General features: G+C 54.6%; 22 protein-coding genes. 5 read left to right on the top strand and 17 right to left on the bottom strand.

Annotation, left to right across the window (positions count from 1 at the left end; all coding sequences use genetic code 11):
• Positions 1-142: 142 nt before the first annotated feature.
• The 13 genes from D5269_RS10345 to D5269_RS10285 form a co-directional block, all read right to left on the bottom strand.
• Positions 143-1,669: a S41 family peptidase gene (locus D5269_RS10345; protein ID WP_120485780.1), complete on the bottom strand. Its 1,527-nt coding sequence runs from the start codon at positions 1,667-1,669 to the stop codon at positions 143-145.
• Positions 1,670-1,698: 29 nt separating this feature from the next.
• Entirely contained in the window at positions 1,699-2,931 is a 1,233-nt protein-coding gene (locus D5269_RS10340) for a M23 family metallopeptidase (RefSeq protein WP_016317291.1), read from the bottom strand.
• A 169-nt stretch (positions 2,932-3,100) separates the two neighbouring features.
• Entirely contained in the window at positions 3,101-4,321 is a 1,221-nt protein-coding gene (locus D5269_RS10335) for a M23 family metallopeptidase (RefSeq protein ID WP_016317290.1), read from the bottom strand.
• Positions 4,322-4,370: 49 nt separating this feature from the next.
• Complete coding sequence (ftsX, locus tag D5269_RS10330; protein ID WP_016317289.1) at positions 4,371-5,279, bottom strand: permease-like cell division protein FtsX; 909 nt, start codon at positions 5,277-5,279, stop codon at positions 4,371-4,373.
• Complete coding sequence (gene ftsE / locus D5269_RS10325; RefSeq protein WP_016317288.1) at positions 5,276-5,962, bottom strand: cell division ATP-binding protein FtsE; 687 nt, start codon at positions 5,960-5,962, stop codon at positions 5,276-5,278. Before ftsE ends, ftsX begins: the two co-directional genes overlap by 4 nt.
• A gap of 61 nt (positions 5,963-6,023) precedes the next feature.
• Positions 6,024-7,109, bottom strand: a complete 1,086-nt coding sequence (locus D5269_RS10320; RefSeq protein ID WP_016317287.1) for a helix-turn-helix domain-containing protein — start codon at positions 7,107-7,109, stop codon at positions 6,024-6,026.
• A 370-nt stretch (positions 7,110-7,479) separates the two neighbouring features.
• A complete protein-coding gene (locus tag D5269_RS10315; protein ID WP_243126824.1) occupies positions 7,480-8,280 on the bottom strand; it encodes a pseudouridine synthase in 801 nt (266 codons plus the stop codon).
• A gap of 136 nt (positions 8,281-8,416) precedes the next feature.
• Entirely contained in the window at positions 8,417-8,911 is a 495-nt protein-coding gene (locus D5269_RS10310) for a DUF4830 domain-containing protein (protein ID WP_120485779.1), read from the bottom strand.
• A 151-nt stretch (positions 8,912-9,062) separates the two neighbouring features.
• Positions 9,063-11,138 (bottom strand): elongation factor G, encoded by a 2,076-nt coding sequence (locus D5269_RS10305; protein ID WP_120485778.1) that lies wholly within the window; start codon positions 11,136-11,138, stop codon positions 9,063-9,065.
• 176 nt (positions 11,139-11,314) lie between these two features.
• Positions 11,315-12,109, bottom strand: coding sequence for an EcsC family protein (locus D5269_RS10300; RefSeq protein WP_158604972.1), 795 nt, complete (start codon positions 12,107-12,109; stop codon positions 11,315-11,317).
• Between the two features lie 318 nt (positions 12,110-12,427).
• Positions 12,428-15,040: a hypothetical protein gene (locus tag D5269_RS10295; protein ID WP_120485776.1), complete on the bottom strand. Its 2,613-nt coding sequence runs from the start codon at positions 15,038-15,040 to the stop codon at positions 12,428-12,430.
• 677 nt (positions 15,041-15,717) lie between these two features.
• Positions 15,718-16,482: a 23S rRNA (guanosine(2251)-2'-O)-methyltransferase RlmB gene (rlmB, locus tag D5269_RS10290; protein WP_016317281.1), complete on the bottom strand. Its 765-nt coding sequence runs from the start codon at positions 16,480-16,482 to the stop codon at positions 15,718-15,720.
• 228 nt (positions 16,483-16,710) lie between these two features.
• Entirely contained in the window at positions 16,711-16,974 is a 264-nt protein-coding gene (locus D5269_RS10285; protein WP_016317280.1) for a hypothetical protein, read from the bottom strand.
• 451 nt (positions 16,975-17,425) lie between these two features.
• Between D5269_RS10285 and D5269_RS10280 the strand changes: the two genes are divergently transcribed.
• The 3 genes from D5269_RS10280 to D5269_RS10270 all read left to right on the top strand — a co-directional run bounded on the left by D5269_RS10280 (position 17,426) and on the right by D5269_RS10270 (position 19,853).
• Positions 17,426-18,280 (top strand): DNA glycosylase, encoded by an 855-nt coding sequence (locus tag D5269_RS10280; RefSeq protein WP_347707295.1) that lies wholly within the window; start codon positions 17,426-17,428, stop codon positions 18,278-18,280.
• Between the two features lie 136 nt (positions 18,281-18,416).
• On the top strand, positions 18,417-19,214 hold the full coding sequence (locus D5269_RS10275) for a DUF2970 domain-containing protein (RefSeq protein ID WP_120485774.1): 798 nt from the start codon (positions 18,417-18,419) through the stop codon (positions 19,212-19,214).
• Positions 19,215-19,442: 228 nt separating this feature from the next.
• A complete protein-coding gene (locus tag D5269_RS10270; RefSeq protein ID WP_243126823.1) occupies positions 19,443-19,853 on the top strand; it encodes a DUF3788 domain-containing protein in 411 nt (136 codons plus the stop codon).
• Here the strand turns inward: D5269_RS10270 and D5269_RS10265 are convergent.
• Positions 19,834-22,161: a SpoIIE family protein phosphatase gene (locus tag D5269_RS10265; protein ID WP_022788582.1), complete on the bottom strand. Its 2,328-nt coding sequence runs from the start codon at positions 22,159-22,161 to the stop codon at positions 19,834-19,836. The two genes, D5269_RS10270 and D5269_RS10265, sit on opposite strands and share 20 nt — an antisense overlap.
• Before the next feature lie 255 nt (positions 22,162-22,416).
• Here D5269_RS10265 and D5269_RS10260 point away from each other — a divergent pair, with 255 nt between their 5' ends.
• Complete coding sequence (locus tag D5269_RS10260; RefSeq protein WP_120485772.1) at positions 22,417-23,610, top strand: PLP-dependent aminotransferase family protein; 1,194 nt, start codon at positions 22,417-22,419, stop codon at positions 23,608-23,610.
• A 29-nt stretch (positions 23,611-23,639) separates the two neighbouring features.
• On the top strand, positions 23,640-24,644 hold the full coding sequence (gene trpS / locus D5269_RS10255) for a tryptophan--tRNA ligase (protein ID WP_016317274.1): 1,005 nt from the start codon (positions 23,640-23,642) through the stop codon (positions 24,642-24,644).
• Positions 24,645-24,728: 84 nt separating this feature from the next.
• On the opposite strand, the gene D5269_RS10250 is transcribed toward trpS, so the two are convergent.
• From D5269_RS10250 to D5269_RS10240, 3 genes are all read right to left on the bottom strand, one after another.
• Entirely contained in the window at positions 24,729-25,439 is a 711-nt protein-coding gene (locus D5269_RS10250) for an NTP transferase domain-containing protein (RefSeq protein WP_120485771.1), read from the bottom strand.
• Positions 25,440-25,451: 12 nt separating this feature from the next.
• A complete protein-coding gene (locus D5269_RS10245) occupies positions 25,452-26,030 on the bottom strand; it encodes a DUF2284 domain-containing protein (protein WP_243126822.1) in 579 nt (192 codons plus the stop codon).
• On the bottom strand, positions 26,027-26,995 hold a 969-nt coding region (locus tag D5269_RS10240; RefSeq protein WP_199735733.1), incomplete at its 5' end, for a CDP-glycerol glycerophosphotransferase family protein. The genes D5269_RS10245 and D5269_RS10240, both read right to left, overlap by 4 nt.

The following is a 26,995-nucleotide window of genomic DNA, read 5'->3' as shown; positions in this document are numbered from 1 at the left end:
AACGTTCGAAATCTGTCAAGCATGTGGGACGAATTTCATGAAATATTCACAAAAAACGGATAGCGCTCTCTGTCGTCTTACCTGTCCAGTTTATGAAGGAAATCCCTCCGGTATGCCCAGAAAAAACAGGAATCCGCTAAAATCACTGACCATCCGAACTGGATTCCTCCTCGGAACCAGCATCCTCATCCTCCGAAGAACTGATCTCGTCTTCATCGTCCGAACTGCTTTCCGCATCCTCTGAGGAGCTGTCCTCCTCCGAGCTGGTTTCCTCCGAGCTGGTTTCCTCCTCTTCGGAGGAAGATTCTTCCTCGTCCTCCGAAGAACTATCCTCGCTGTCCTCGCTGTCCTCGTCTCCCTCCGCATCGTCCGGGCTGCTGTTCTCATCCTCCGAACTATTGTCCCCCGAGCTGGAAGACGAAGTCTGGTCTGATGGGGCCACAGGTTCCAGCGTCTCGAGGTTGCCGCCGCTCTTGATAACGACTGTAATCGCCTCTACCGCCTTTTTAAGCTGCGGGTCGTTGTCCACACCGCCAATTGCCGACGCGAGAGCTGCCTGTTCTTCGGTCATCTTTACCTCAAAATCAGGCTGCACGCCAACGCCGTCATAACTCGGGCTGACCGGCGGATTATACCTGGCAGTGGTTAAGCGGATCGCGCTGCCATCGGTGAGCGGGAAGGTGGTCTGCATGGTGCCTTTGCCCGCGGTGGTCGTCCCAACGATGCCGCCTTTGTTATAATCCCGGATCGCCTGCGCGAACAGCTCTGCTTCTCCCGAGGTTTTCTCGTTGACCAGCACCTGCATCGGAAGTGCGACCTCCCGCGCATCCGAGGTCTCGAGCACCGTCGTTTCACCGTTCTTGTTGGTCGAAGAGACGATCACCCCTTCGGGCAGCAGCTTGTCCAGAACCTGTGCGACCGAGCGCAAGGTCCCGGTATTCACCCCCCGCACATCAAAAATCAGCCCAGCCGCCCCCTGGTCGATCAGGCTATTGACCTGTTTGTTGAACTGGTCGGGGGTATTGTCGTTGAACTCTTTAAAAGTCACCAGGCCGATGTAGTTATCCAACAGCGAGGAGTTGACCGACGGTACCTCAACAAACCGGCGGGTTATCTCGAGTGTGGTATCCTCCACCCCCTTGCGGAGCACAATGGTCATCTTGGTACCCGGCTCACCGCGGAGCATCCCGACCGCTTCGGTATAGTTATCCTTGCTCACGTCGGTCTCATCAATGTTGACGATCAGGTCATCCACCTCCAGGCCCACCGCCTGTGCCGGCGAATCCGGATAGACCTCTAAAATCCGGATATAACCGCTCTCGTCCATGGTGGTCACAATGCCGATCTGTACCGATTTGTTTGAGTAGTCATCGAGCAGACGGGCATAGTTCGACGCATCATAATATTTTGCGTATGGGTCCCCGGTACCTGCGAGGAAGCCCTCCGCGGTTGCATCGGTGAGACGCGTTTCGGTGATTGAGCCGATATAGTTCTGCCGTACATAGCTGTCGATCTCGGCAATCTTGCTGTAGGTACTTTCGCGCTCTTTGACGCTGTAGACCTTCTCGTTGAAGGTACTCATTGCATAAAGCATGCTCATCGAAAAGGTTGCGGCCGCGACGATCAGCATGAAGGCGATCGCCGCACCGAGCGAAATCTTCTTGTTCATAAGTAAATCTCCTTCAGGATGGGGATAGGTCAGCCGCCCACATAGGAGAGCGGGTTGACCGACTGACCGTTTTTACGCACCTCGAAGTGGATATGCGGGCCGGTGGACCATCCGGTGGAGCCGACCTGCGCGATCTGCTGCCCGACCGCAACCGTCTGCCCCACGCTGACATTGAGCGCGCTGCAATGCGCATAGAGGGTCTGGATTCCGCCGCCGTGGTCAATGATGACATATTTACCGTAGCCATATCCGGGGGTAACTGCGGTGTTCGCCACCTTGACAGTGCCGGTTGCCGCGGCAAGAACCGGGGTGCCGTAAGCGCCGCTGCCCGCGATGTCGATACCGGTATGGAAGTCGCTTCCGCCGAACCGTGAGCCGTAACTCGAGGTAATCTGTGAAAGGGAGCGGGATGGCCACTGCATCACGCCGCCGGTGTACGGCACATTCATGGACTCCCGGTTGATCTCATCATAGATCGCCTGCATCTGTGCCTGCACCTGTTTCATCTGCTTTTGCAGCTCGGCCTTGTTGGCCATGAACGCCTTTTCCATCGCGTCGATGTCGTGGATCTTATCCTGTGCGAGCTTGAACTGGTCGTCCAGCTCCTCCTTTTTCTCCGCCATCTCCGCCTTGTCGCCTTCGACCGCGCTCTTATCCTCCTCAATCTCGCTCTTGATCTCGTTCAATTCCCTGAAATCCTGATCCAGCTTCGCGAGCAGCTCCCGGTCGTGCTCCGCAACCCGGCCCACCACCTCGGCGCGCATGAGCATCTGCGAATAGCTTTCCGCCCCAAGCACCAGGCCGATCGTGCTGGTGTTGTTCCCCGCAATGTACATCGCGCGCATCCGCTTTTTGAACAGCTCCATCGTGCCGTCGATTTGGGTCTGCTTCTGCTCCATCTCGACCTGTTTCTGCTCAATATTGCCGTTTAGCAGGTCGATCCGCTCGCTGAGCAGCTCGATCTGCTTGGTGGTCGTGTTGATCTGTCCGTCAATCTGCTCCTTGATCGCCTCCTGCTTCTGCTTCTCGCTTTTGGCATTGCTGATCTGCGAGTCGATCTTCTTCTGTTGGGCCTCGAGTTCCTTATAGCTGTCGTTCAGCTCGGCGATCTTATTCCGTTCGGCGGTGAAATCCCGCTGTTCCGTTGGCTCCTCACTGCCTGTATTTGTGGCATGCACCAGCATCGAGAGGGTTGGCAGAATGACCATAAGGGTCATCAGCGCCGCCAACGCCAGCGCAAAAATCCGTTTCCCCTTTGACATGGATACCCCTTTCCGCCCATCCAGGGTTTGTTTGAAAATAGAGAAATAGACGGATTTTTCGCAAAGAGGCGAGCATTTTTGACGCAGCTTCTTGCAGAAAAAACGGCCATTTCGATTTCTCAGACAGACCCCTCCAAGGCATATGCTCCATCTATCACAGCCTATGCGGTCAGCCGCCTACATAGGCAAGCGGGTTGACCGCCTGGCTGTTTTTGCGCACCTCGAAATGGATGTGCGGGCCGGTAGACCATCCGGTGGAGCCGACCTGCGCGATCTGCTGGCCTGCCGAAACCGTCTGCCCCACACTGACACTGAGCAGACTGCAATGTGCGTAAAGGGTCTGGATTCCGCCTCCGTGGTCGATGATGATATACTTGCCGTAGCCGCTGTCCGGGTTCTGAACACTCGCCACCTTGACAACCCCATCCCCCGAAGCGAGGACTGGGGTACCGTAGGCACCACCGCCGGTGATGTCGATACCGGTATGTCCTCCTTCACCAAAGTGGGTGGTAATCTGCGAAAGGCTGGGGGACGGCCAGCGCATGGTACCGCCGGTGTACGGCACATTGACCGACTCTTTGTTGATCTCGTCGTAGATCGCTTTCATCTCTGCCTCGAGCATGTTCAGCTTTTTCTGGATTTCGGCCTTATTCGCGAGATATTCCTGCTCCTGTGCGGCGATATCCTCCACCTTGTCCCGCGCCATCTGGTACTGGCTGTCCAGCTCCTCCTTTTTGACCGCCATCTCAGTCTTGTCGCCCTCGACCGCGCTCTTGTTCTGCTCGATCTCCTGCTTGTCCTGCTCGATCCCGTTTTTCAGCTCGTTCAGCTCCTTCAGGTCCTGGTCGAGCTTGGAGAGCAGCTCCCGGTCGTGCTTCGCGACCCGCCCGACCACCTCGGCGCGTATCACCATCTGCGAATAGCTCTCCGCCCCAAGCATCATGCCGATCGCGGTGTTGTTCCCACCTCCCGACATATAGATCGCCCGCATCCGCTTTTTGAACAGTTCCATTGCCTCCGAGATCTCTTCCTCTTTGGCTTCCATCTCGATCTGCTTCTGTGCGATGCTGCCGTTGAGCTGCCCGATCTGCTGGGTCAGCAGGCCGATCCGCTCGTTGAGCAGTTCGATCTGCTTGGTGGTCGTATTGATCTGCCCATCGATCTCGGCGCTGATGATCTCCTGCTTTTTACGTTCAGTCCGCGCGCTGTTAATCTGGGAATCCACCTTTTTTTTCTGGTCTTCCAGCTCTTTATAGCTGTCGTTCAGCTCAGCAAGCCGGTCCTGTGCAGCGCTGTTGTCCAGTTCCTCCCCCTCGTCCGCGTGTACAGACAGCGGCAGAACAAGCATCAAGGCAAGCAGGGCTGCGAGCAGACGCCTGCATTTTGACATGTGGAATCCCCCTTTCACGCCCCAGTGAGCGGCAGCATCCCGAAAGGAATCAGACCTTCAGGTATTTGTTGACAAAGAACATACTTCCAAAGACCCCGATCCCGATGCCGCCGCCGGCAAACCAACCGAGCATCCGGACCGAAATATCTTTAAACTGGATGACGTTGGCATACGCCTGCTCGATCCAGATGGACGGGTTTTCGGCGATAATCTCCATAATATAGTTATACCCGGCCCAGAGCAGGCCGAACGAAATCAACGCGGAAAGCAGGCCAAGCAGGAACCCTTCCACGAAAAACGGCAGACGGATAAACCCATCGGTCGCGCCGACGTACTTCATAATGTTGATCTCTTTGCGCCGGTTAAAGACGGTCACCTTGATCGTATTTCCAATAATGACCAGCGAAACGACGATCAGGATGGCGACGATGAACATCCCGCCGGTCGAAATCGCGTTTTTCAGGCTGACAAACACCTCTGCGACCTGATCGGGAGAATGCACCATCTCGACCCCGTCGATCGCTTCGACCCGCATCACCGTACTGGAAAGCTGCGCAAGGTCGGTCACCTTCATCCGGTAGGTCGCAGGGAGCGGGTTTTCGTCCCCTTCAAGCGAATCAAGCAACGGCCCCAGGTCACCCAGCATCGCCTGCTGCTCCTGAAGCACCGCGTCCTTGTCCAGATAAATAGTGTCGTAAATATTGTCGATCATTGCAATCTGCTGGTCGATTTGGAACACCTGCTCCTGGGTCACATCGTCATAGAGGTAGGCGACGATCTCGTTCTGGGTTTCAAAATGCCCGACCACCACATTGACATTCATCGAGAGCAGCAGAGAACTGCCGATCAGCAGCATACAGGCAACCAGCGTACCGATTGAAGCAAATGACATCAACCGGTTGGCATAGATATTCTTGACGCCCTCCTTGACGAGGTATCCAAAACTGCTTCCCCTCATTCGATGTAGTACCCCCCATCCAGCCGGTCGTCCGAAACCACCTGGCCTTCGTCGATCGTGACCACCCGGTGGTTGAACTCGTTGACCAGCGTATGCTCATGGGTGACCATCACGACAGTGGTACCGCATTTGTTGATCTCTGACAGCAGGTCGACAATCTCAAAGCTGAGGTCGGGGTCGATGTTGCCGGTCGGCTCGTCCGCGATGATGAGCGACGGATTGGCCACCAGCGCCCGCGCCAACGCAACACGCTGCTGCTCACCGCCCGAGAGATGCTCCGGCATACTCTTGGATTTGTTGGCCAGACCAACCAGACCGAGCACATACGGAACCCGGTTGCGGATTTCCCTGCCTGAGACGTTGGTGACCCGCAGGGCAAACGCAACGTTATTGTAAACGTTCATATTGGGGATCAGCCGGAAATCCTGAAAGACCACTCCCAGCGTCCGCCGGAAATACGGGACCTTGCGCCGCTTGAGCTTGATAAGATCCTGTCCGTTGACATAGATCTCCCCCGAGGTGGGCTTTTCCTCCCGCATCAGCAGCTTGATAAAGGTGCTTTTGCCCGCACCCGATGGCCCGACGATGAATACAAATTCCCCTCGGTCGATACGGATGCTGAAATTATTGAGCGCATGCGTCCCGGTCTTATAGACTTTGGAAACATTGATAAACTCGATCAATCGAATGGTACACCGCCTTTGAAAAAGCCTGTTGTTCGCAACAGGCTTTTCGTTTGTTTCGTTAATATTTCACGGGATTGGCCTGAAGGTAACGTTTGACCATCAGGGCAACCTTGAAGATGATTGCATGGTCGAACTCGCGCAGGTCCAGCCCGGTGAGTTTTTTGATCTTCTCAAGCCGGTAAACCAGCGTATTCCTGTGCACAAACAGCTTGCGCGAGGTTTCCGAAACGTTGAGATTGTTTTCAAAGAACTTCTGGATGGTGAAGAGGGTTTCATGGTCGAGCGACTCAATCGACCCTCTTTTAAAGACCTCCCGCAGGAACATGTCGCAGAGGGTGGTCGGGAGCTGATAGATCAAACGGGCAATCCCCAGGTTGTCATAGCTGACGATCGCTTTTTCGGTATCGAACACCTTGCCGACCTCCAGCGCGACCTGCGCCTCCTTGAAGCTGCGCGCAAGGTCCTTGACCCCGACGATCGAGGTCCCGATCCCAACCACCACCTTGGTGTAAAACTCGCTGCCCAGCGTATCTACAATCGAGCGGGCGAGCTTCTCGAGGTCTTTGCTCTCGATGCCCGGCTTGGTCTCCTTGACCAGCACGATGTCACTTTCCGAGATGTTGAAAACGAAATCCTTCTGCTTGTCCGGGAAGAGGTTCTGGATCACATCGAATGCGGAAATATCGTTGGAAGCAATGATCCGGATCAGCAGGACTACCCGGGTGGAATCGGTGTTGAAATGCAGCTCGCGGGCTTTGACATAAATATCACCCGGCAGGATATTATCAAGGATCACGTTTTTAATAAAGTTGCTGCGGTCATATTTTTCGTCGTAATACTGCTTGATCGATGAAAGTGAAATCGCAAGCAGGTTGCAGTATTTTGCGGCAAGGTCATCGACGCCTTCGACAAATACTGCAAATTCAGGCTTCATTTTACTGCCGAACGGTTTATAGGTATACCCATCCCGGACGAATACCTCGCTCACCTCACCGGGATCTATGGCAAAAAAATCGCTGGTCTCTCCGATTTTGGTCAGATCGCTGCAAGAGATAATTGCCGCACTGTCATCCACGACCCCGATCACCCGGTCAATACAGTCCCGCATCTGATGAACGATCCCCTGAAAAAGCCTGTTTGACATTTCAATCCCCTCTTCTATTCGTAATAGGTCCATGCGTCACCGGCCCACCTGCCCCGCGCCGGAACTCTTCCATCTACTCCGGCATTTCGGACACAGAAAATTTTGAGAACTTTATTCTGACAAGCCATCACGAATATTTTACAACAAATTTGTGTAATTTGCAACACACTTTCCTATTTTCCTCTGAAAAGAGCCATTATTTTCATCTTTTTTGAGGTTTTACGAGGGAATAATGCCTTTTGGGAACGTATTGACTCGATTGTGCCATATAGTTGATCATTTCGCAGACACATTATACAACAAATTTCCCCAAAAAATATGAAGAAAATTTAACGCAACTTTGAACGGTTGTTAGATAACCCGGTGCATTTTAAAAAATTTCCGCCTGGCACTCTGTCTCAATCTGCGCAACCTCCTCCATAGAAAGCGGCCGGCAGCCCCCTTCCGGCAAGGATGGATCCAGCGAAAGCCCGCCAATCTTTTCCCGGTGCAAGCCGGTCACCACAATCCCGAAAGCCGCAAACATCCGTTTGATCTGGTGGTACATCCCCTGCCGGATCACCACTCTTGCAACACAGGGGGCACCTTCCACCGGCTCCAGCCTGGCCGGCAGACAGATGGTCCTTTCTTTTTCTTGGCGGGCAGCCCCGCCCCCAGGGCCAAGATTGTCATGCTTGTCCGGAGAAAGTGCAACTCCCGCAGCAAACGCTTCCACCACCAGATGGTCGGGTGGCCTGTCCAACAGAGCGAGATAAGTCTTGGGGACATGGCTGCGGGGGGAAAGGATGCGATGGGAAAAATCCCCATCATTGGTCAATAGCACAAAACCAGTGGTATCCTTGTCGAGCCTCCCGGCAGGGGCCAGCCCGGAACGCCGCAATTCCTCCGGCACGAGATCGAGGACGGTAGGCAGAGCGGCATCCGCAGTCGCACAGACCACCCCTCGCGGCTTGTGCAGCATCAGATAGCTGTAGCGTGTGAGTGCCAGCGGCTGGCCGTCGACCAGAACCTCGTCATGCTCCAGGTCAACCCTGCTGTCAAAATTGCGCACAGGCTGCCCATTTACCAGAATCTGCCCACGGCTGAGCATTTTATGCACATCCTTACGCGAAAATCGCGTTTGTGCAGCGATTGCCTTGTCCAGACGCATACTTCCTTTTTGATATGCCAATTTCATCCATCCCCGCTCACGCTGTCTTTCCTGTATACTGTAGCTTCCCTGAGATTTGACGCATCACCCCGGCGGGTGCAAAACAGCACACCCTGTTTTGCACCTGGGGATATTGTATCACATCCTGCATCCGGGTTCAATCTGTTTCCGCTGCAAAACCATGCATAAACCCATTCAGCTCGATGGAACAGACATCCCCGCCGATAATCTTGTTTTTATAGGTCACAATATTGGCGCGGATGTTTTCGGGCTGGTCCGGATAGTTGTTCACAATATAAGTGTACCGTTTGCAGCGTTTTCCTGCATACTTGGTAAGATCACAGCCCTGTGCTTTCTGAATCTCGTTGTAATTCGAGAAAACGTCGTCCATCTCCTTGGGGATCAACACGTCAAGAATCTCCTCCGCCTCCGGCTCGACCTCCCAGCCGAATGACTCCAAAAACGAGACCCGCTGTTCGTTGGTCTTAGCGGCTGTCTTTTCGATCTTGACCTCGGCAGGAGCCTGCACCACGTCCCCCGCAAGCTCAGACAGCGCAGACTTTGCCCATAGCCCCCCTGCAAATGCAAGCACCAGCGCTGCGGCAGCCGCCGCAAGCTGCTTTTTGGTCACCCGGAATGTGATTGTAAACATCAATGTTACCTCCCCAACAACTCCATAATAAGAAATCTTATTTCCATATATATGTCCTTGGCGGGGAAATTATTTGAATTTTTACACAGCAAAATGCAAAAAGGCCGGGGACTTTGCCCCGGCCTCCAATTCAACCAGCCTTTACAGTTCTTTATTCTGCTTCGCTGCGCTTCTTTGCTTCCTCGATGACAGCTGCTTCGAGGTTTGCGGGCAGCAGCTCATACCGCTCGAACTTGAAGGTGAACCAGCCTCTGCCCTGGGTGGTGGAACGAAGCACCGTCGCGAAATCATCCATCTCGCTCATCGGAACCTCTCCTTCGACCATCTGCAAACCATCGTCCGACGGGTTCATCCCCAGCACACGACCGCGGCGCTTGTTCAGCTCGCTGATCATATCTCCGGTATTGCTGTCCGGAACATAGACCTTGAGGTTGCCGATCGGCTCGAGCAGCGCGGGAGAAGCCTGCGGCATACCTGCCTTGTACGCAAGCGAAGCCGCCATCTTGAACGCCATTTCGGAGGAATCGACCGGATGGTAGGAACCGTCGAGCAGAACCGCCTTCAGGCCGACCATCGGATAGCCCGCCAGAACACCGTGTTTGACACAGTCCTGCAAGCCCTTTTCCACCGCCGGGAAGAAGTTCTTCGGCACCGATCCGCCGAACACGTTCTCTTCAAACACCAGCCCTTCATCATCACAGGGGGAAAACTCGATCCAGACATCTCCATACTGTCCATGGCCGCCCGACTGTTTCTTGTGTTTGCCCTGTACCTTGACCGTTTTGCGGATCGTCTCGCGATATGCAACACGAACTTTATCCAGGCCAATATCTACGCCAAACTTCGCTTTCAGTTTGGAAACAATCACATCAATATGCTGCTCTCCCAGACCGGAAATCAACTGCTGCTTGGTTTCGTTGTTCTGCTCGAATCCGATGGTTGGGTCCTCTTCGATCAGACGCGCCATCCCCTGTGCGACCTTGCCCTCGTCGCCCTTCTGCTTGATCTTGACCGCCATCGAAAGGCACGCCTCCGGGAACGCAACCCGCTCGAACGAAACCACCCGCTTGGGATCGCAAAGGGTGTCGCCGGTGACGGCGCCGCTCAGCTTGGTGACAGCGCCAATATCGCCCGCAGTGATGAATGCGGTGTCCTCCTGCTTTTTACCGGTCATGTAGACCAGCTTGCCCATCCGTTCCTGCGCACCGGTGCGGGAGTTGACCGGGGTGAACTCCCCGGACAGTTTGCCCGAAACGACTTTGAAATAGGAGAGCTTGCCGACAAACGGGTCTGCGACCGTTTTAAAGATGTAGGCCGCAAGGGGAGCTTCGTCGGTGCAGTCGATCTCGACCGGCTCGCCGTTCGCGTCGGTCGCCATCTCGGCGCCCGCTTCCCATGCGGACGGCAGATGATCCACCAGCGAATCGAGCAGCATGTCAATCCCCTCCAGGGTGACTGCCGAACCGCAGAGCACCGGGGTGATCGCACCGCTATGCACACCATCATGGATGCCTTTGATGATCTCATCCCGGGTGAACGCTTCGCCCGAAAAATATTTTTCAAAGAGGGTTTCGTCGGTCTCGGCGACCGCCTCGCTGATCGCGGCAATCAGACCTTCCAGACGGTGCTCCAGATCCGGCATTGCAACTTCAGATGGCTCGCCTTTGGCATTGTACTGGTATGCCTTATTGTCAACCAGGTTGACATAACACTGGACCTTGTGGTCCTCGACGACCGGCACGACGATCGGGCAGACCGACGGACCGAAATCAGTTTTCAGCTCCTCAAGCACCTTGTAGAAGTCCGCGTGGTCGGCATCCATCTTGTTGACAAAAAACATCTTGGATTTGCCGAGTTTTTCCGCGAGCTTGTACGCCTTCTGGGTGCCAACCGACACGCCCGACCGCGCAGAAACGCAGATCAGGACGTTTTCCGCCGCGCGCACGCCCTCATAAAAGCCAGCGGCAAAATCAAAAAGTCCGGGGGTGTCGATCAGGTTGATCTTGACGCTTCCCCACGCGAACGGAGCGACCGCACTCGAGACCGATACCTTGCGTTTGATCTCCTCCGGGTCAAAATCACAGACCGTATTCCCGTCATTGGTTTTGCCCAGACGGTCGGTCGCACCGGCCTTGAACAGCAGAGCCTCTGCCAGAGAGGTCTTTCCGCACCCGCCGTGACCGGCAATCGCAACGTTCCTGATCTTACCCGCTAAGTATTGTCTCATAAAGTAATACACTCCTTTTTATCCGCCTCGGGGCGGTTGAAACTGGTAATTCTGGACAGAATCCCCTCGATGCCCCCGCGATATTTACGACATGATAACCATATTATACAGTTTACCGATGATTTAAGCAAGTAAAACCGAGCAGATTGCACGTATAAATAAAACCAAAATTCCTGTTAATTTTGCACAACATCAAGCATCCTGGACAACATCCGCTTGCGGTACTTGATCCGGGCCAACCGTCCGGTCCGCCCAAGCACCGCCCAATTGAATCCGCCGCCCACCACACCAACAAGCGGCAGGCCCTGCACCGCCTTCACCGCCAGCAGACGCAGACAAAGCTGCTGTGAAGCGGCTGCAATCCAGGTATCCAGATCCCCGTCCGGGGACTTCCCATTCCCGAGCCGGAAGGCAGTACGGTCGGCCTGTGCGCTGTACATCCGCCCGTCCCCAGCGAGTGCGGCACAAAGCAGCTGAAGGATGTATAGACGTTCCTCCTCCGGTTCATACGAAAATCCGTAGGCAACCGCCACCTCATAGACGGTTTTCAAAAGCATCCCGACAAAAATCGGGATATCCGGAAGCCCGATTCCAAGCAGGCCAAGTGCGGCACCCTCCGCCGCAGTCAGTGCCCGGTTCCCCCGGACACGCCGCCTCGCCTGCCGCTCGATTCCGCGCAGGCCGGATCTGACGCGCCCGGTCTTTAGGGGGGCGGCCGCATGCTGCGCCGCTTTCCGGCTTTTTTCAGGTTGGATCGTCCATTCGATCACCCCTGTCCCTGATGCAAACACCTTTTCGAACCCCAGCCCAAACGCCTTTTGCAGCGCTGAGACCGCACCCGGCGGGAATCTTTCTTCCGCCTTGCGGATCGTCTGTTCCAGACGTCCCGGAGCCTTGGGGGAAAGCAGCCGGGTTTCCTCCCGGACTGCTGCATCCAACTGCTTTTGGAGCAGCCTGCGCCGTCTGTCCATCCTTGTTCCTCCTTCCTTTAAAGTTTGTTTCTCATCGGACATTTTCTCATTTCTTACCGCCTCCTGCCGCGCACATTGTCCGATCAGCGCTTACGTCGGAATCACCAGCTACGGTTTCCGCAACGGAACACAGCCGGATAAACTGCCGCAAGCCTGATGATAAAAGAACGCCTTTTACAGGGAAAGAACCCGTATTCACAACCGTTCGATGCCATCCGGACAGGTTAATAAACCACCTTGCCCATCTGGCATTCTCCGATTCTGAATACGGATTCCCAAAAATCCCCTTCGTCTTTCCGACAATTCTGAAACAGCCTCTCAGGATTTCTGGATCGACGCAGTGACCAGCGTCACCAGCATCCATGCGAGGTTAAAGAGCAGGATCACCCAGAACGAAGCCGACGCCAGCGAGCCGGTGAATGACATGAGCGTAACCAGCCCATAGCCGACAATGATCCCAACGACCTGCACGATCGTTGCAGTCATCACCGATTTTCGCACCGCATTGGACGCACGCATCAGCAGGCTGACCCCGCGCAGGCCGCCCGAATGCACGCCATTGGCCGCAATCCGCTCTTTCGGACGCACGAGAAACGCATATTCGCCATGCAGCTTTGCGGGCAGCACCCGGACGCGGGTCCGCTTGATCCCGAATTCCATCGCAACCAGATCGTTGGTGATATTGGGATCGGTGGTATAAACGATAATTGCGATCCCATTGCGCTCCATCTCGCGGATCGACTCGATTGCGGCAGGATCGGCGTTATAGCTGACTACAAACATCGCGGAAAGCTCCCCGGAGTTGGAGATATACAGGACCCGCCGCCCATCACGGGCATAACGGCTTTCAAAATCTTTGGAAGGGGCGGCAATGTCGTGGTTCTGCATCAGCTCACGGCTGCCGATCAGCACCCGTTTTCCGTCCACCCAGGCTGAAATCCCCATCCCATCCTCGTATACCACACTGTCAACCTTTTTGAGCATCGAGCGTTTGCCGCCGATCATGTTGATGAATGCCGCAGACATGATCCCGTCGCACGAAAGGATAACGCTCGCCGCGTCAAGGATCGCCTCGTCAATCCGCTTTTCGGCGAAAACCTTCATGCCGTGAAGCATAACGCTCTCGGACGAGAAAAGATCTTTGTCACTGACCACCACTGCACTGGTGTCAGCAAAATCCTCCGCGGATTCATAGCCGGTCAGCATCGCACCGCGGCGGATCAGCTGTTTGGAAACCCTGCCGAGCATGAGATTGGGGAAGATCGCGCCCGCGAACGGCGCCGTGATGCAGAGCACCGCCGCGAATGCCGAGACCGCAGTATTTGCGACATCGACATCCCCGCTTTTGGCGAAGAGCGCGGTGCCTACCCCGACCACGATGCTGAGGACAAATACGATCGGCACCGAGAGCCGGCTGAACGAGTCACTGTAATCGGGCGCGTAGCTTTTATCCAGGAAGCCGGAGAAGAAACCCGCAGGCGCGCTGTAGGCAACCTTATCGACGTCCGGGCCAAGCCCGCGTGAAAACTCGCGGGCAAAATCGCGGCTTTGGATCTGCGCCAGCGCATACTTCTCCTTGTTGGAGGTGAGGAACCGGAAGTTCCGCTCGACCCGGCGCATCATCACCAGCCTGCCTGCCAGGTTACAGGCAAGGGCGAAGATCGCGACCGGAAAATAGAGGCTGATGTGCTCGCTCTCAAGCACCGTATCCGGGAAGATGGTCAGCACAATCCCTTGCACAAGCGCTCCCAGCGTTGCGAGGGCGGCAGGGGAATCCGAGTCGGCACGCAGCCGGAAAAAGGCGGAAAAACCGCTGCCGACCACATTGCTGGCAACAATCGCCGCCAGCACCATCACCACGAGGTTGACAATCAGAAAGACTCGCATATCCTCTTCCGGCCACATGAACGGCGGAAGCGCCAGCCGATAGTCGTCCTTCAGCCCAAGCAGTTTCCCAAACGGCAGCATCCGCAGTGAAAAAGCCAGATAGGCTGAAACCGCCCCAAGGATCAGGGTGAGCAGGAATTTGACCATCAGGCCGATCCGGATCGACTTGAGGTCCTTTGCGACATAGGGGGCATCGGCAGGGGAAGCAAAATCATCGTCGGATGCCTCCTCCTGTTCATAGCGCTCCTGTTCGGCATAGCTGTCCTTCCATTGGGACTGGACGATGCTTTCGGGGCGCTCCCGGCGGGAGCGGCGGGAACGTTTGGATGGAACCGGCGGTTCCATCTCCTGTGTGGAATCAACCGCTTCCTTCCTGCGTTTGGAGATCGGGATATCCATGCGGGTTGCATCAGCGGGGCGGGGTGCGCCGGCGGAAGGCCCATCGTCGAGCGAAAAATTGAGCTGAAACGGTTCTTCCTCACCGCCAAACTTCTGTCCGCCTGTTTTCGTCCGCTCCTGCTGCTGGGGTTCTGCCGCGGACGGCTCGGAAGCACGAAAACTGAACCCCTCGCCGTAAGTCTCCCCCTGCGCGGCGGTTGGGTCGGGCGTACGCCGGGATGCCGGAGCGCGCCGGCCGGCGGGAGGGTATCCACCATCCTCCGCGCGCTGCTGCGAGCGGCGCACCTGCCCTGCCGGATGGGACGGCGTCTGTCCCGGTTCCTGTGGGCGGCGCGGCCTTGCCGCAGAAGGTGGCGTCTGCGCCTTTCCTGCCCCGCTGCTGTGGGCGCGCGGCGCATAATAAGGGGCTCCCGCCTGCTGCCTCGTGGAGGAAGGGCGCGCCGGCTGGCGTCCGGAGGCAGCATCCGTCTGTGGCGGCTGCTGCGCGGGACGCGGACGGGGCGCCGCAGAGGGCTGGCGGGGCACAGAGGTCTGACGCGGCGCAGAGGGCGCGGAATATGTATCCCCGCCCGCCTGCTGCGCTTCCCGCTGTTTTTTTCTGCGGATTTCCTCCAAAATATCATCTACATTATAGTCTGGCGCCATATCAAACAGTTCCCTCCTTCTAACTGGAATCTGCCGGTCTGTGCCGGTGGTTGATCTCTTGAAACAGAGGGACTTTCACAATCCCCTTCCTGCCGCTCTCCGGGCGGCAACTTACCATAAAAACTGCCGAACGGCGCACATAGGCCAACCGACGCGCAGCGATATCTCCTTGAACGGAGCAAAAACGGACAAAATCTCAAAACCTGTTCAACACCTAAAGTTTTACTCAATTTTTTTCAAAAAATTGCGGGGTCGAGGGGCAGTGAGGCAACGGAAGTTTGGGTTCCAGCCCAAACTTCCGGGGCGCAAGCGCCCTTCTTCGGGGGGCTTCTCGGGCTTTCAGCCCGAAGCGCGCTTCGCGCGACGCCCCCTCAGTTTGCCTTACGGGCGAGGGGTCGGCGACCCCTCCCCGTAGGCCCCTCCCTTCCGGGCCGGGTACCGCTTTTTTCCTAAAACTAAAGTTTTACTCAATTTTTTTCAAAAAATTGCGGGGTCGAGGGGCGGAGCTCCCGCCGCCGCGCGCACGCGGCGGAACGCTTTATCCTGTGAAGCGCTTTTTTCGGGTGAATTGCCGCGAAGCGGCAAGAGGGGGCTTTTGCAAGAGAAAAAGCCCCCTTGCATAAATACTGAACAAATTCCCGCAACCTGGCAAAACATCCAGGCTGCAAAGCGGACGCTCATTTTGTACGCTGGCGAACCACCTCATAAAGCAGAATACCAGCCGCAACTGAGGCATTCAGCGAATTGATCTTCCCACACATTGGAAGAGAGAGGATTCCGTCGCAGTGTTCCCGCACCAATCGGGAGAGGCCGAACCCCTCCGAACCGATCACCAGCCCGATACTGCCGGTCAGATCGGTAGATTCCCACCGTCCTCCATTCATGTCTGCACCAAATATCCAGACGCCGCGTTCCTTGAGCTGCCGGATAGCTGCGACAAGGTTGGTCACCCGCGCAACCGGCAGATGCTCGACCGCACCTGCGCTTGTACGCCCGACAATCGGCGTCAGCCCGGCGCTGCCCCGCTTGGGAATGATAATCCCATGCGCACCTGCGGCTTCTGCGGTGCGGATAATCGCACCGAGGTTGTGCGGGTCCTCGATCGAATCTGCGATCAGAAGAAAAGGGGGCTCCTCTCCTGCACGTGCGAAGATCTCGTCGATCGTGCTGTATCGGAACGCTGCGGCTACCGCCACAGCCCCCTGATGGTTCAGCCCGCCGGCGAGCTGGTCCAGCTTGCGGGAATCCACCCGCTTGACCGGTACCCCCGCTTCCTTCGCCAGCCCGGCGATCCGTGAGAGCGGCTGCCCTCTGGCGGGTACATCGTCGCAGAGATAGACGCATTCGACCTCCCGTCCTCCGCGCAGCAGCTCAACCACCGCATTGCGCCCGAGAACCAGCGTATCGTCTTCCCGGTCGTGTTTGGGGTTGGAATTTCCCATAAAACAGTAACCTCCTGCCAACCGTGCCGGGGGTTCCGGCACGCAAATCCGTCCTATACAGAGCTGTCCGGCAACCGTCTGTGCCGCGCCCCTAACCTTTCGAAAAAGTTTTCTTTTTTCGATACGTATATTAGCATAGCATATTTCGGGCCGAATTCCAACCGGTGGGCGCAATATTTTTTTGTTCGGAACGCAAAAGGGCGCCCTGACCCAAGGGCGCACCCGGCGTTACAGCAGGAAAAACAGGCAGGCGACCGCCGCACCAGCCAGCGCGGCAACGGCTATACGTATCAGGTCGCCCGCAGACAGCTTCTTTTTGGCGTGATTCTGGGGAGCAAAGTCGATCTGCCCCAGATACTCCCCTGCATGCAGTTTCAGTTTTGCTTTATCCTCCCCCTGTGCGGCAGGCCGCAGGAACAGGATTGCCTTCTCAAAATAGCGGTTATCGGTGTGGACTACCTCGATTACCTTCTGACTGACCCCTTTCAACATAGGCTTCTCCCCTTTCCGGATTTGTCCAATCTATTTTTTACCGCCCTAATGGAATTATTCCCTTGTCAAGCGTCATTTTATACAAAAACAAAAACCGCCTGTATCAGGCTGAATACACCGAAAGTATTAACATACCGTTGAAAACGTAGTGGAAAACCTTCTGAATTCCCTCAAACCAGTGGAAAAGTCAGTGGAAACTGTAGAAAACCATTCGATTACAAGCGGTTTTCCACCAGGAAAAGTTTTCACAGATTCCACAAAGTTTTGCACATCCCATTTTTCCCAGCATTCCAAAAAAGCCGGCGGCTGATTACCATCTGTAATCAACCAGCCGGATATGTCCGTATATTTTCGTAGAATTCCATAAAATTTTCTGAGGAATTTTTATTTTCTTTTGCGCTGCAATCTGGTATACTGATGGCATTCCACTTTTGCACAAGGAGGGAAAATCTTGCTGAAATCTGCGCTGCAAATCCCCGCAACTTTCGACGAATCGGGTGTTCTCCTGCCGGATATGCCTGATTTTGATCTTGCGCAGACCCTCGACTGCGGACAGGCTTTTCGTTGGGAAGAACAAATGGACGGCAGTTTTATCGGCATTGCGCACAAAAAACGCTGCCGCATCTCCCGGGAAGGGGATGCGGTGCGGCTTTGGGGGATCAGCCGCGCCTCCTTCGAGCAGGTCTGGCACCCCTATTTCGATCTTGGACGGGATTACGCTGCTCTCAAACGCCGGTTTTCCTCCGATCCCGCTCTTGCCCGGGCTGTCGAGTATGCGCCTGGCATCCGGGTGCTGCGTCAGGAACCGTGGGAGGCGCTCTCCTCGTTCATCATCAGCCAGAACAACCATGTCAAACGAATTAAGGGGATTGTCTCCCGGTTCTGCGAACTATTGGGGGAGCCTGCCGAGGGCGGCGGGTTCGCGTTCCCCTCGCCTGAAGCGGTCGCCTCCTGTTCCCCTGCCGACCTCGCCCCGCTGCGTGCGGGATTTCGCGCCCGCTATCTGGTGGATGCGGCACAAAAGGTCGTTTCCGGGCAGGTAGATCTGGAAGCCTGCTGCTCCCTGCCGCTTCCCGAAGCCCGCGCGATGCTCACCCGGATCACTGGCGTGGGGGTCAAGGTCGCGGACTGCGCCTTGCTTTACGGGTGCGGCAGGGTGGAGTGTTTCCCAATCGACGTCTGGATGCGGCGGGTGATGGAGCGCCTCTATCCGGATGGCCTCCCTGACTGTGCCAGAGGATACGAGGGGATCGCCCAGCAATACCTCTTCCACTATGCGCGCACCACCGGCCTGGGGACTGTCTGAAAAATGGGATCACTGCATCTTTTCGACAGATTCCGGGCGGTTAAAATTCCCGTTCGACGGGATTTGACATTCTTTTCAGATGCATTATAATAGGGATAGACAGTTTTATCTTTCAATGCAGGCGGTGTATGGAAAAATGGGTCTGACTTACGCACAGTTCAAACGGCTCAAGCCGGTCTATAAACGCAGAATCATCATGGTGGGGATCATCGGGTTTGCACTCTTTGTGCTGCTCCTTCTCGGCATCTCCCGCCTGATCTCATTCGTCCAGCTTCAGATGAATACCACCAGGTTACAGGATACCACAGCCGCATCGGTCCTTCAGAAGGATACCATGCAGGAGATCATCCGGATTATCGGACAGGACAACGCCTCCAAACTGTTGACCCTCGACAGCACCATGACTGTGCAGGACAACGGCACCAGCAGCGGGATTGTAACCAATCTGACCATCCATATGGTCAATCTTGTCTCGAACAACCAGGCGGAGTACTGGACGGTCACCGCCAACGAAAAGCGGGCTACCCTGCAAAAGACCGAAACCCGCCGGGAAAACATGACCGCACTCAGTATGAGAAAGGTGCCGTTCAACAGTTATTTTCCAGCGCTCTCCCGTGTTACGAGCGCGATGCCCTTCCTGCTTGAAAATGCACCGGTCGGTGAAAACGGACTGTACCATTTTGTAGACGATTTTGACAACAATCAGGATCCCGCCTATGAGCGTTTTGTCACCGAGGATACCCCGCTTGTGCTCGTCTCGAGCCTCGGGGCGGTTTCGAAGATTGCGAATGAGTTTTCCCTCTATAACCGGTACGCGCCAACCAAGGTATCGGTGCAGGAGGTCAATGAAGACCGTTCCACCACGAAAAAAACCGTCCTTGAAGAGGAATCGTTCCGGTTCGTGATGATGTTTGAGGTCGGCAACTTCCTTTGATCTCCTCCCTGTGACTGAGAAAATGTTCCAGCGTTCCCGCCTCCGGGCCGGGGCGCTGGTTTTTGCTCTGTCCAATCCACCAGAGCGTTCTCAAAATTTCACCCGATTCTTCCAACCCACCGAAGGCTTTTTGCAGGTGAAAAAGCCTCCTGCGTCAAACTCCCCCAAATTTGAAAGATGAGGTTCCGTTTTATGATTTGCAGAGAAAACCACGCCTATCCCCCTTCCATGGCTGAAATCAGTGATTATATCCATAACCCTTTGTGGGATACCTTTTGCGCATATCTGGAAAAAAACTACCGCGCAAAACCAGCGCTTGCCTTCAGCAAATGCAGTTGGGAGCCTGGATGGAACATCAGGTTCCAAAAAGGGGGCCGGTCTTTATGTACGGTATACCCGAGAGAAAATACCTTTGCTGTAATGGTTGTCATCGGTAGAAAGGAAAAGGAGCGTTTCGAAGCAGCGCTTCCCTCCTTCCGCCCCGAAATCCAGCAGATCTATCGGGATACCCAAGAAGGCAATGGGCAAAAATGGCTGATGATCGAATTGGAAAATCACGACGCCCTGTATGAGGATGTCAAACGCATGTTGGAGATCAGAGCCTCTGGAAAAGTAAGGCTCAGCAGCGCTCCAGAATGACAGCGATCGCCGTCACATCGTCCTCGTGGCCGTCGTTGCGGCGGCGTTTCGCCTCGGTGACAATCCGTTCGCTCAATTCTTTGGGATCGTCCCCGGAGAAGTGCTCCAATTCGCTGACAATCCATCCATATCCGCTGGTGACCGCCCCGTCCGAGACCATCAGGATCACATCCCCTTCGCGCAGGGTAACCGCGTTTTTCTCAAAGCTGACCCCGCCCAAGATGCCCACCGGCAGCGAGCTCGATTCGACATATCCCCCCTTGCCCGACTTGCGCAGGAAGGTCGGTGCAGCGCCCGCCTTATAGAACTCGGCACAGCCGGTGTAAAGATCCACCCCGGTGATATCGATGGTGGCGAGCGACTCCTCCCCCGACTTGACCAACAGGGCCGAATTGACCAGCTTCAGCGCTGCGTCCAGGCTCACTCCCGCTTCGATCAGCCGTTTGAGCAGTTCAGCGGTCATTGTCGAATCAACTGCCGCCGCGCCGCCGCTCCCCATCCCATCCGAGAGGATGATGTTGACCCGCCCCACCTGCGGGTCTGCGTAGCTGTAACTGTCGCCGCAGAGACGGGACTCCCCGCTGCCTGCCTGGGAAGCGCCCCACCGCACCGTGTAAAATGCCTTTTCGGTGAAGGTCAGGGTGCAGATGGTTTTGTCGAGCGAGTCCCGCCTGGCTGGCAGCTCAAATTCCCGTCCGCATAGCTCGGAAAGCCCGCAGGTCAGCTCTTCCGCGCCCAGGCGGTTGAATTTATAGACTGGAATGACCAGCTCGAGGGTCATATTGGCGCCGCTGTCTAGGGTGCAGGAAACCCGGTCCGGAAACACCGAGAGAGATTCCAGATATGTCCTGACCTGTGCGGCGGTCTGGCTGTCCTGCGCGGCAAGCGCGCCCAGTTCCCGCCCCATCGAATCAATCATCAGGGCCATCCCTTCAAACTGGTCGGTGACCACCCCGCGCACCTGTGCGACCTTCCGGCGCATCGTCTCCCGCGCGGTGAATTCTGCAAATTTCCGGCTGATCTGCTCGGAAAGTACGGCAAGGCTGGGGCAGGCCCGCGCAAAATAGTCCGGGAAATCCAGCTCGGAAAGCCGGCCGGTTCTGCGGAGCACCCCGAGCATATCGTTCATCACATTGCTGGTATCGCTGTATCGAAGCTGCCAGCAGACCGTCCTGTTGCGGCACCGGCGGCAGACCTCGTCCGCCGCGCAATGGTAGACCGAAGAGACATCTCCGCTGACCATCCCTGCCAGCTTCTCGTTCACCCTGCGGGTGGTCTCTGCGACATCCCGCAGCGCGCCCGAAATATTTTCGATCCGCCCGGTGAGCATCTCCCGATAGGTATCCTCCTGTACCGCGTCACCCTGTGTCCCACGCATTGCCAGACGCTGCATCCGTTCGGTCGAAATCAGCATCGAAAAAGCGCTGGCGACAAAGATTTCCGCAAGCAGATGGTAGTCCGCACCCGAACGGGAAGCGAGCATCGCAAACAGGTTGATGAGGATGAACACCCCCGCCGATGCAAACCTACCAAGCGGGGCAAACACCCCTGCGAGCAGCCCGCCAAATCCATAGGTGCCCATCAGGAACGCCTGTCCGCCGCCGAGCAATCCTGCGGACACCCCTGCCGCGACCCCTGCAATAGCACCGCCTGCTTCGCGTGCAGCCTGTGCGGCGAGCAGGATGGTCAGGCAGGCGAGCACCCGACCAACCGAAAGTCCGAAAAGGTGCAGGTTGACCAGTGCAAGAATCGCGATGCAAAAGGTAATCATCACACTGGTGATGTCCGACTGACGGGCATTTTCAAGCCCTTCCTCCATCGCGTGGATCGTACGGGAGAAAAAATATCCTGCACAGCAGGCAAGAAGGACCTCCGAGACCGCAAGCAGCAGGTCGTAGATTCCTCCGCCTGAAATCACCATCAGCGCAAGGGACGGGATTCCCAGAGCAGCAGCGCAGAATGCCAGACGCGGAATGCGCAGGCTTCTGGCAAACGACCCGCTCTCCCCTCCCCAGCGCAGCAGAAAGAGCAGGAGCATCGCCGCCACATATTTAATATTGGTTACCAGACGGAACGAGGCGAGATATCCAAGCGTCGCTCCCAAAACGGCTGCTGCATAATCCTTCTTTTTGGCCGCAGCCGCAAACGCAACCCCAAAAGGCGCCAGGCCACCCAGTACAAACGCATTCGCTGAAAGGAAGCCGGTTACCGCACATACAAGATACTCCATCTCCAGCCGGTGTGCACGCAGCGTCTGCCGCGCCCGCGCCCCCAATGCCGCTCCGGCTGCTCCTGTTCTGTTCTGCATAAAATTCACCCATTCCTCATATACTGAAAAGTTTATCTGTTTCTACCTATTGTAAAGAGGGTGGGGCGCAGAAGTTGTCTAAAGCGGGTGTCGGATTTTGCGGACATGCATCCGCGTAAAAGGATTGAAAACAAATGGGATTTATGCTAAAATAAATTCCATACGTACGCTGCCCGCGCTGCTTGGGAGCTTTTGAAAACATGCAGGATCATTTTTATATCGTTCAGCCATTTGGCAGAAAGGTCGTACATAACCATGGTTTATCAATTTTCCGACAGGATGGCCACCCTTCAACCCTCCCTGATCCGGGAGATTTTAAAATCCACCTCCGACCCATCGGTCATATCGTTCGCCGCAGGCAATCCGGCTCCGGATGCCTTCCCGGTCGCGGATGTACAGCGGATCGCGGCGGAAATACTCGCTGAACAGCCGATCATGGCCCTGCAATATTCGGTTACCGAGGGATACATGCCCCTGCGTGATGCCTGTAAAAAACTGCTCGAAACCCATTACGGCATCCCGATGCGGGACAACGAGCTGATTATCATTTCAGGGGCACAGCAGGGCGCCGACCTCACCGCCAAGGCATTGGTCAATGAGGGGGATACTGTTCTCTGCGAGGACCCGTCGTTTATTGGATGTCTGAACTGCTTCCGCTCCTACAACTGCAACCTGGTCGGGGTCGAGATGGAGCCTGACGGGGTCAATCTGGAAAAGCTCGAGCAGGCGATGAGGGAGCAGCCCAATGTCAAACTCTTCTATATGATACCCAACTTCCAAAATCCGTCGGGTATCACCACCTCCCTCGAAAAGCGGAAAGCGGTTCTCCGCCTCGCCGAAAAATATAACGTCCTTATATTGGAGGACAACCCATACGGCGATCTGCGCTGCTCCGGTGAGCCGGTTCCCAGCATCAAGTCGTTCGATGAAAGCGGCGCTGTGATCTATGTCGGCAGCTTCTCCAAACTGCTTGCACCCGGTATCCGGGTCGGGTTTGTCGCCGCTCCCAAACCGCTGATCGCCAAAATGACGGTCGGAAAGCAGTGTTCCGATGTGCATACCAATATGCTTGCTCAGATGATCTGTGAGCGCTGGCTCACCACCTGCGATGTTGAAGCGCATATCCACAAAATCCAGGAAATCTACAAGCGCAAGTGCAGCCTGATGCTCGACTGCATCAAAAAGGAGTTTTCCCCGGCGGTTTCCTACACCGTACCAGAGGGCGGCCTGTTCGTTTGGTGCACCCTGCCCGAGGGCGCCGACATGATGGCATTCTGCAACCGGGCAGTCGAAAAAAAGGTCGCGATCGTGCCAGGCTCGGCCTTCCTCGCCGACCAGACCGCCCCTTGTCGTGCGTTCCGCCTCAACTTCTCCACCCCCACCGATCAGGCAATCGTCAAGGGGATCGAGATTCTCGGACAGCTTACCCGTGAATGGTATCCCGCCTGACCGATTCTAATTTGAAAGGAAAGATTGCCATGGAACAGAACAATCACAAAAAAATCACCTTTTCCGGCATCCAGCCGACCGGAATCTTCACTCTGGGCAACTACCTGGGTGCGGTTCGCAACTGGAAGCTGATGCAGGAAGAATACAACTGCTGCTATTCGATCGTTAACCAGCACGCGATCACCGTCCGGCAGGATCCCAAAGCCCTACGGGAAAATACCCTCTCTGCCTATGCGCTGCTGCTCGCCTGCGGGATTGACCCGGAAAAGTCGATCGCATTTATCCAGAGCCATGTCAAAACCCACGCTGAACTGAACTGGGTCCTGGCCTGCTATACCCAGTTTGGAGAGTTGAGCCGGATGACCCAGTTCAAAGACAAGAGCGCCCGCCATCCCGAGAATGTGAATGCCGGACTGTTCACCTATCCAGTGCTGATGGTGGCGGACATCCTGCTCTATCAGGCTGACCTCGTTCCTGTTGGGACCGACCAGAAGCAGCATGTCGAGCTGGCCCGCAATGTCGCGCAGCGGTTCAACGGGATCTATGGGAATGTGTTTACCATCCCCGAACCGTATATCCCCAAACTCGCAGCAAAGGTGATGTCGCTCCAGGAACCGACGAAAAAGATGTCCAAGAGCGATGGCAATCCCAAGGCGTTTATCAGCATCCTCGACCGCCCTGAAACAATTATGAAAAAGTTCAAAAGTGCAGTCACTGATTCGGAAGGATGCGTCTGTTGGCGTGAGGGGAAGGATGGAATCAACAACCTGATCTCGATTTACAGCGCAGTCACTGGGCAGAGCTTTGAGCAGATCGAGCAGGCATTCGCGGGTAAAGGGTATGGCGATTTCAAGCAGGCGGTAGGCGAAGCAGTCTGCGAGGAGCTGCGCCCAATCCAGGAGCAGTATGGCAGCTATATGAAGGAAAAGGCTTACCTAGAGGATTGCTATAAGGCGGGCGCGGAGAAAGCCGAAAAGTTCTCCCAGCGGACGCTGGATAAGGTCTATAAAAAAATTGGGTTCCTGCCTAAATAAGTGCGGCGGGGGCGCGTAAAAAAATGCGCACAGACTGGATTTGTATATCCGTCTGTGCACTTGTTTCTCTTTATTAAGAAGAACCTAATTATCCAAATGTATTGTCTTGGCCAGCATCATATCGCTGACGGAATCTACCTCTGTCCATCTATAGTTGCTGATATCCTGATAATGCAGGACAAAATCTTCATTGAAAATCATCTGTACCAGTGCATCTTCATACCACTGATCGTAAAATCCACCCATTACCATCTGGGCGATCTGCTGACTCAGCTTTCGTGCTGATCCCCTGTCGAGCTGTGTAATTCCGGCATATTCCCCATAGTATTCATTCAGTTCCTTGCTCATGACCAGTATTTTTTCATTCTTCACCTGGACATTATAATCTCCATTATTCCGGATTGAACTGTCAATCAGCACGAGTGGTTTCTCCGTCGCTTTACATAATATTGTCCGTGCCAGCTCCTTCTCTACAACAATATCTCCATTGATGATGGTGACATGGTCACGTGCTAGATATTCCCTCGCGAACCACAAGGATGCGATCGAATTTGTAACCTTATAAAAGGGATTGATCAAACAGTGCACATCGTTATCAAGGCAAGACCGGATATCCCCAGCCATATAGCCAAGAACTACCACAATCTCTGCCTGATGATCGAACTCCCGGATCAGGCTAATCATTCTTTGCAGTACCGTTGTATTGGTATCCAATTTGTAAAGCGGCTTTGGCCTTTGCAGTGTCAAAGGGGAAAGCCGCAACCCCTGCCCCGCTGCTAAAAAAATGTATGTCATCCTTTTTCCTCCTTACCATAAAATAAGCCCCAAACGCACAATAAAATCCTTTGGTGGAAACTTTATGCTGATATTGTATTTTCCCGCACTTTTAATCACATTTACCCCCGTAGCCTCCAAGGGACTCCTGGCCGCATACGGATTGTTGCATCGTTCCTTTCCGCATCCCCCTTTACAGAGCTTACAGGAGCCCGCGCCGAATGAAATCGCTACCGCATTGCCATGCTCCCATAAATATTTCTCCATTCGCAAAAGTGTCCGATGAAGCCTGATCGAAGACTGTGCACGAACATCTTCATAGGTTTCATCTGCGAAAGGTGATTTTAAGTAGACAAAGGCCCCATATTCATATTCTGTAAACATTTTAGGATAATCAATCTTAGGAAGATTAGGAGGACATTTCCAGTTCCTATTGTATTTTCCACAATAAAAACAGTTCATGGCCGACCGTTCTTCAAAGATCATCTCCTCTGGCTTCACCAATACTGCATATATATCTGGGAAGATATTTCGTGCATCTGCCAGCATATCCTCTAAAAATATCTGCGGGTCATACATAAAACCTTCCATCCCCATTTTATCTATGCTCACCTCTTTTTCCTCGAGGTCTGTCTGGAAATCATCTGGTTAATGATATACTCTCCTGCTACCCGGCTGCTTTCCCCCGGATGGTATAGGCATTCGTTCATCAGATTTTCGATAGATGCTGCATAATCTCCCGTTTTTAAAAGCAGCTCATCGACTGTCTGCCGGATTTGTCCCGCTTCTTTTGGACTAATGGATTTCCCGATTGCTTTTCGAACGAAAATATCCAGTGGCATGATCCCGATGCGTTCATACTCCGGATTCATAATTTTCGTGGGAGTATCCACAAATAAGGTTGGCCGCTTGGTCGTAAATGAAAATTCATAGCAGATGGTTGACCAGTCCGTAACCACAAGATCAGATTGAAACACTGTTTCGTTGGAAGAAAAATCCGTTTGAATCTCAAAATCAGGACCAATTTGCTGTTCATATCTCTTTTTTAATGTTGCGATTTTTTGCGGATAACGTTTACAGTATTCCGGATGCGGCCGCAAGATCACACTATATTTTCCTGTTAACAAGGAACCCAGTAATTCGTCAATACAACTGTCCAAGATATTGTCGGTCTGCCAGGATGGCGCAATCAATATCTGCGGTTTTTCCCGGGCATATGGCGGCATTTCAGCATATGCCTTCCTTGTGCGATCCAAAAGTCCATAACCACAGGGAATCAAATTTCTTGAAGGAAGTCCATAAACCGCTTCTTCCTGTCGGAACTCCCTCTTCTGATATTCTCCAATACAAAAAATTGTGTCATAGTGTGCCAAAGCGAGTTTATTCAGCAATAGGGTAGAACTTCCTATTCCGTGGCAGATATAGATATATTCGATGTCCTTACGCACATAGCTGCGCTTGATATGAAAGTTATCCAGGTCTGGCATGGTCATGACCACCATATCAGCATCCATTTTCATCATCAAGGTAATCAGCCGCTTTTCCCCAATATAATAGGGCCTGATTCGAGGTTCCTT

This window comes from Anaerotruncus sp. 1XD42-93, from assembly GCF_009917605.1.
Taxonomy (GTDB): domain Bacteria; phylum Bacillota; class Clostridia; order Oscillospirales; family Ruminococcaceae; genus Anaerotruncus.
This window is presented reverse-complemented; position numbering and strand designations above follow the sequence as displayed.

Excerpts from the sequence above, each read along its gene's own strand:
- trpS (WP_016317274.1), top strand. The coding sequence starts at position 23,640 with ATGGAACAGAACAATCACAAAAAAATCACCTTTTCCGGCATCCAGCCG.
- D5269_RS10320 (WP_016317287.1), bottom strand. The coding sequence starts at position 7,109 with ATGTCAAACAGGCTTTTTCAGGGGATCGTTCATCAGATGCGGGACTGT.
- D5269_RS10275 (WP_120485774.1), top strand. The coding sequence starts at position 18,417 with ATGGGTCTGACTTACGCACAGTTCAAACGGCTCAAGCCGGTCTATAAA.
- D5269_RS10335 (WP_016317290.1), bottom strand. The coding sequence starts at position 4,321 with ATGTCAAAATGCAGGCGTCTGCTCGCAGCCCTGCTTGCCTTGATGCTT.
- D5269_RS10305 (WP_120485778.1), bottom strand. The coding sequence starts at position 11,138 with ATGAGACAATACTTAGCGGGTAAGATCAGGAACGTTGCGATTGCCGGT.
- D5269_RS10250 (WP_120485771.1), bottom strand. The coding sequence starts at position 25,439 with ATGACATACATTTTTTTAGCAGCGGGGCAGGGGTTGCGGCTTTCCCCT.
- D5269_RS10270 (WP_243126823.1), top strand. The coding sequence starts at position 19,443 with ATGGCTGAAATCAGTGATTATATCCATAACCCTTTGTGGGATACCTTT.
- rlmB (WP_016317281.1), bottom strand. The coding sequence starts at position 16,482 with ATGGGAAATTCCAACCCCAAACACGACCGGGAAGACGATACGCTGGTT.
- D5269_RS10310 (WP_120485779.1), bottom strand. The coding sequence starts at position 8,911 with ATGTTTACAATCACATTCCGGGTGACCAAAAAGCAGCTTGCGGCGGCT.
- D5269_RS10285 (WP_016317280.1), bottom strand. The coding sequence starts at position 16,974 with ATGTTGAAAGGGGTCAGTCAGAAGGTAATCGAGGTAGTCCACACCGAT.
- D5269_RS10265 (WP_022788582.1), bottom strand. The coding sequence starts at position 22,161 with ATGCAGAACAGAACAGGAGCAGCCGGAGCGGCATTGGGGGCGCGGGCG.
- D5269_RS10295 (WP_120485776.1), bottom strand. The coding sequence starts at position 15,040 with ATGGCGCCAGACTATAATGTAGATGATATTTTGGAGGAAATCCGCAGA.
- D5269_RS10340 (WP_016317291.1), bottom strand. The coding sequence starts at position 2,931 with ATGTCAAAGGGGAAACGGATTTTTGCGCTGGCGTTGGCGGCGCTGATG.
- D5269_RS10260 (WP_120485772.1), top strand. The coding sequence starts at position 22,417 with ATGGTTTATCAATTTTCCGACAGGATGGCCACCCTTCAACCCTCCCTG.
- ftsX (WP_016317289.1), bottom strand. The coding sequence starts at position 5,279 with ATGAGGGGAAGCAGTTTTGGATACCTCGTCAAGGAGGGCGTCAAGAAT.
- D5269_RS10300 (WP_158604972.1), bottom strand. The coding sequence starts at position 12,109 with ATGGACAGACGGCGCAGGCTGCTCCAAAAGCAGTTGGATGCAGCAGTC.
- D5269_RS10345 (WP_120485780.1), bottom strand. The coding sequence starts at position 1,669 with ATGAACAAGAAGATTTCGCTCGGTGCGGCGATCGCCTTCATGCTGATC.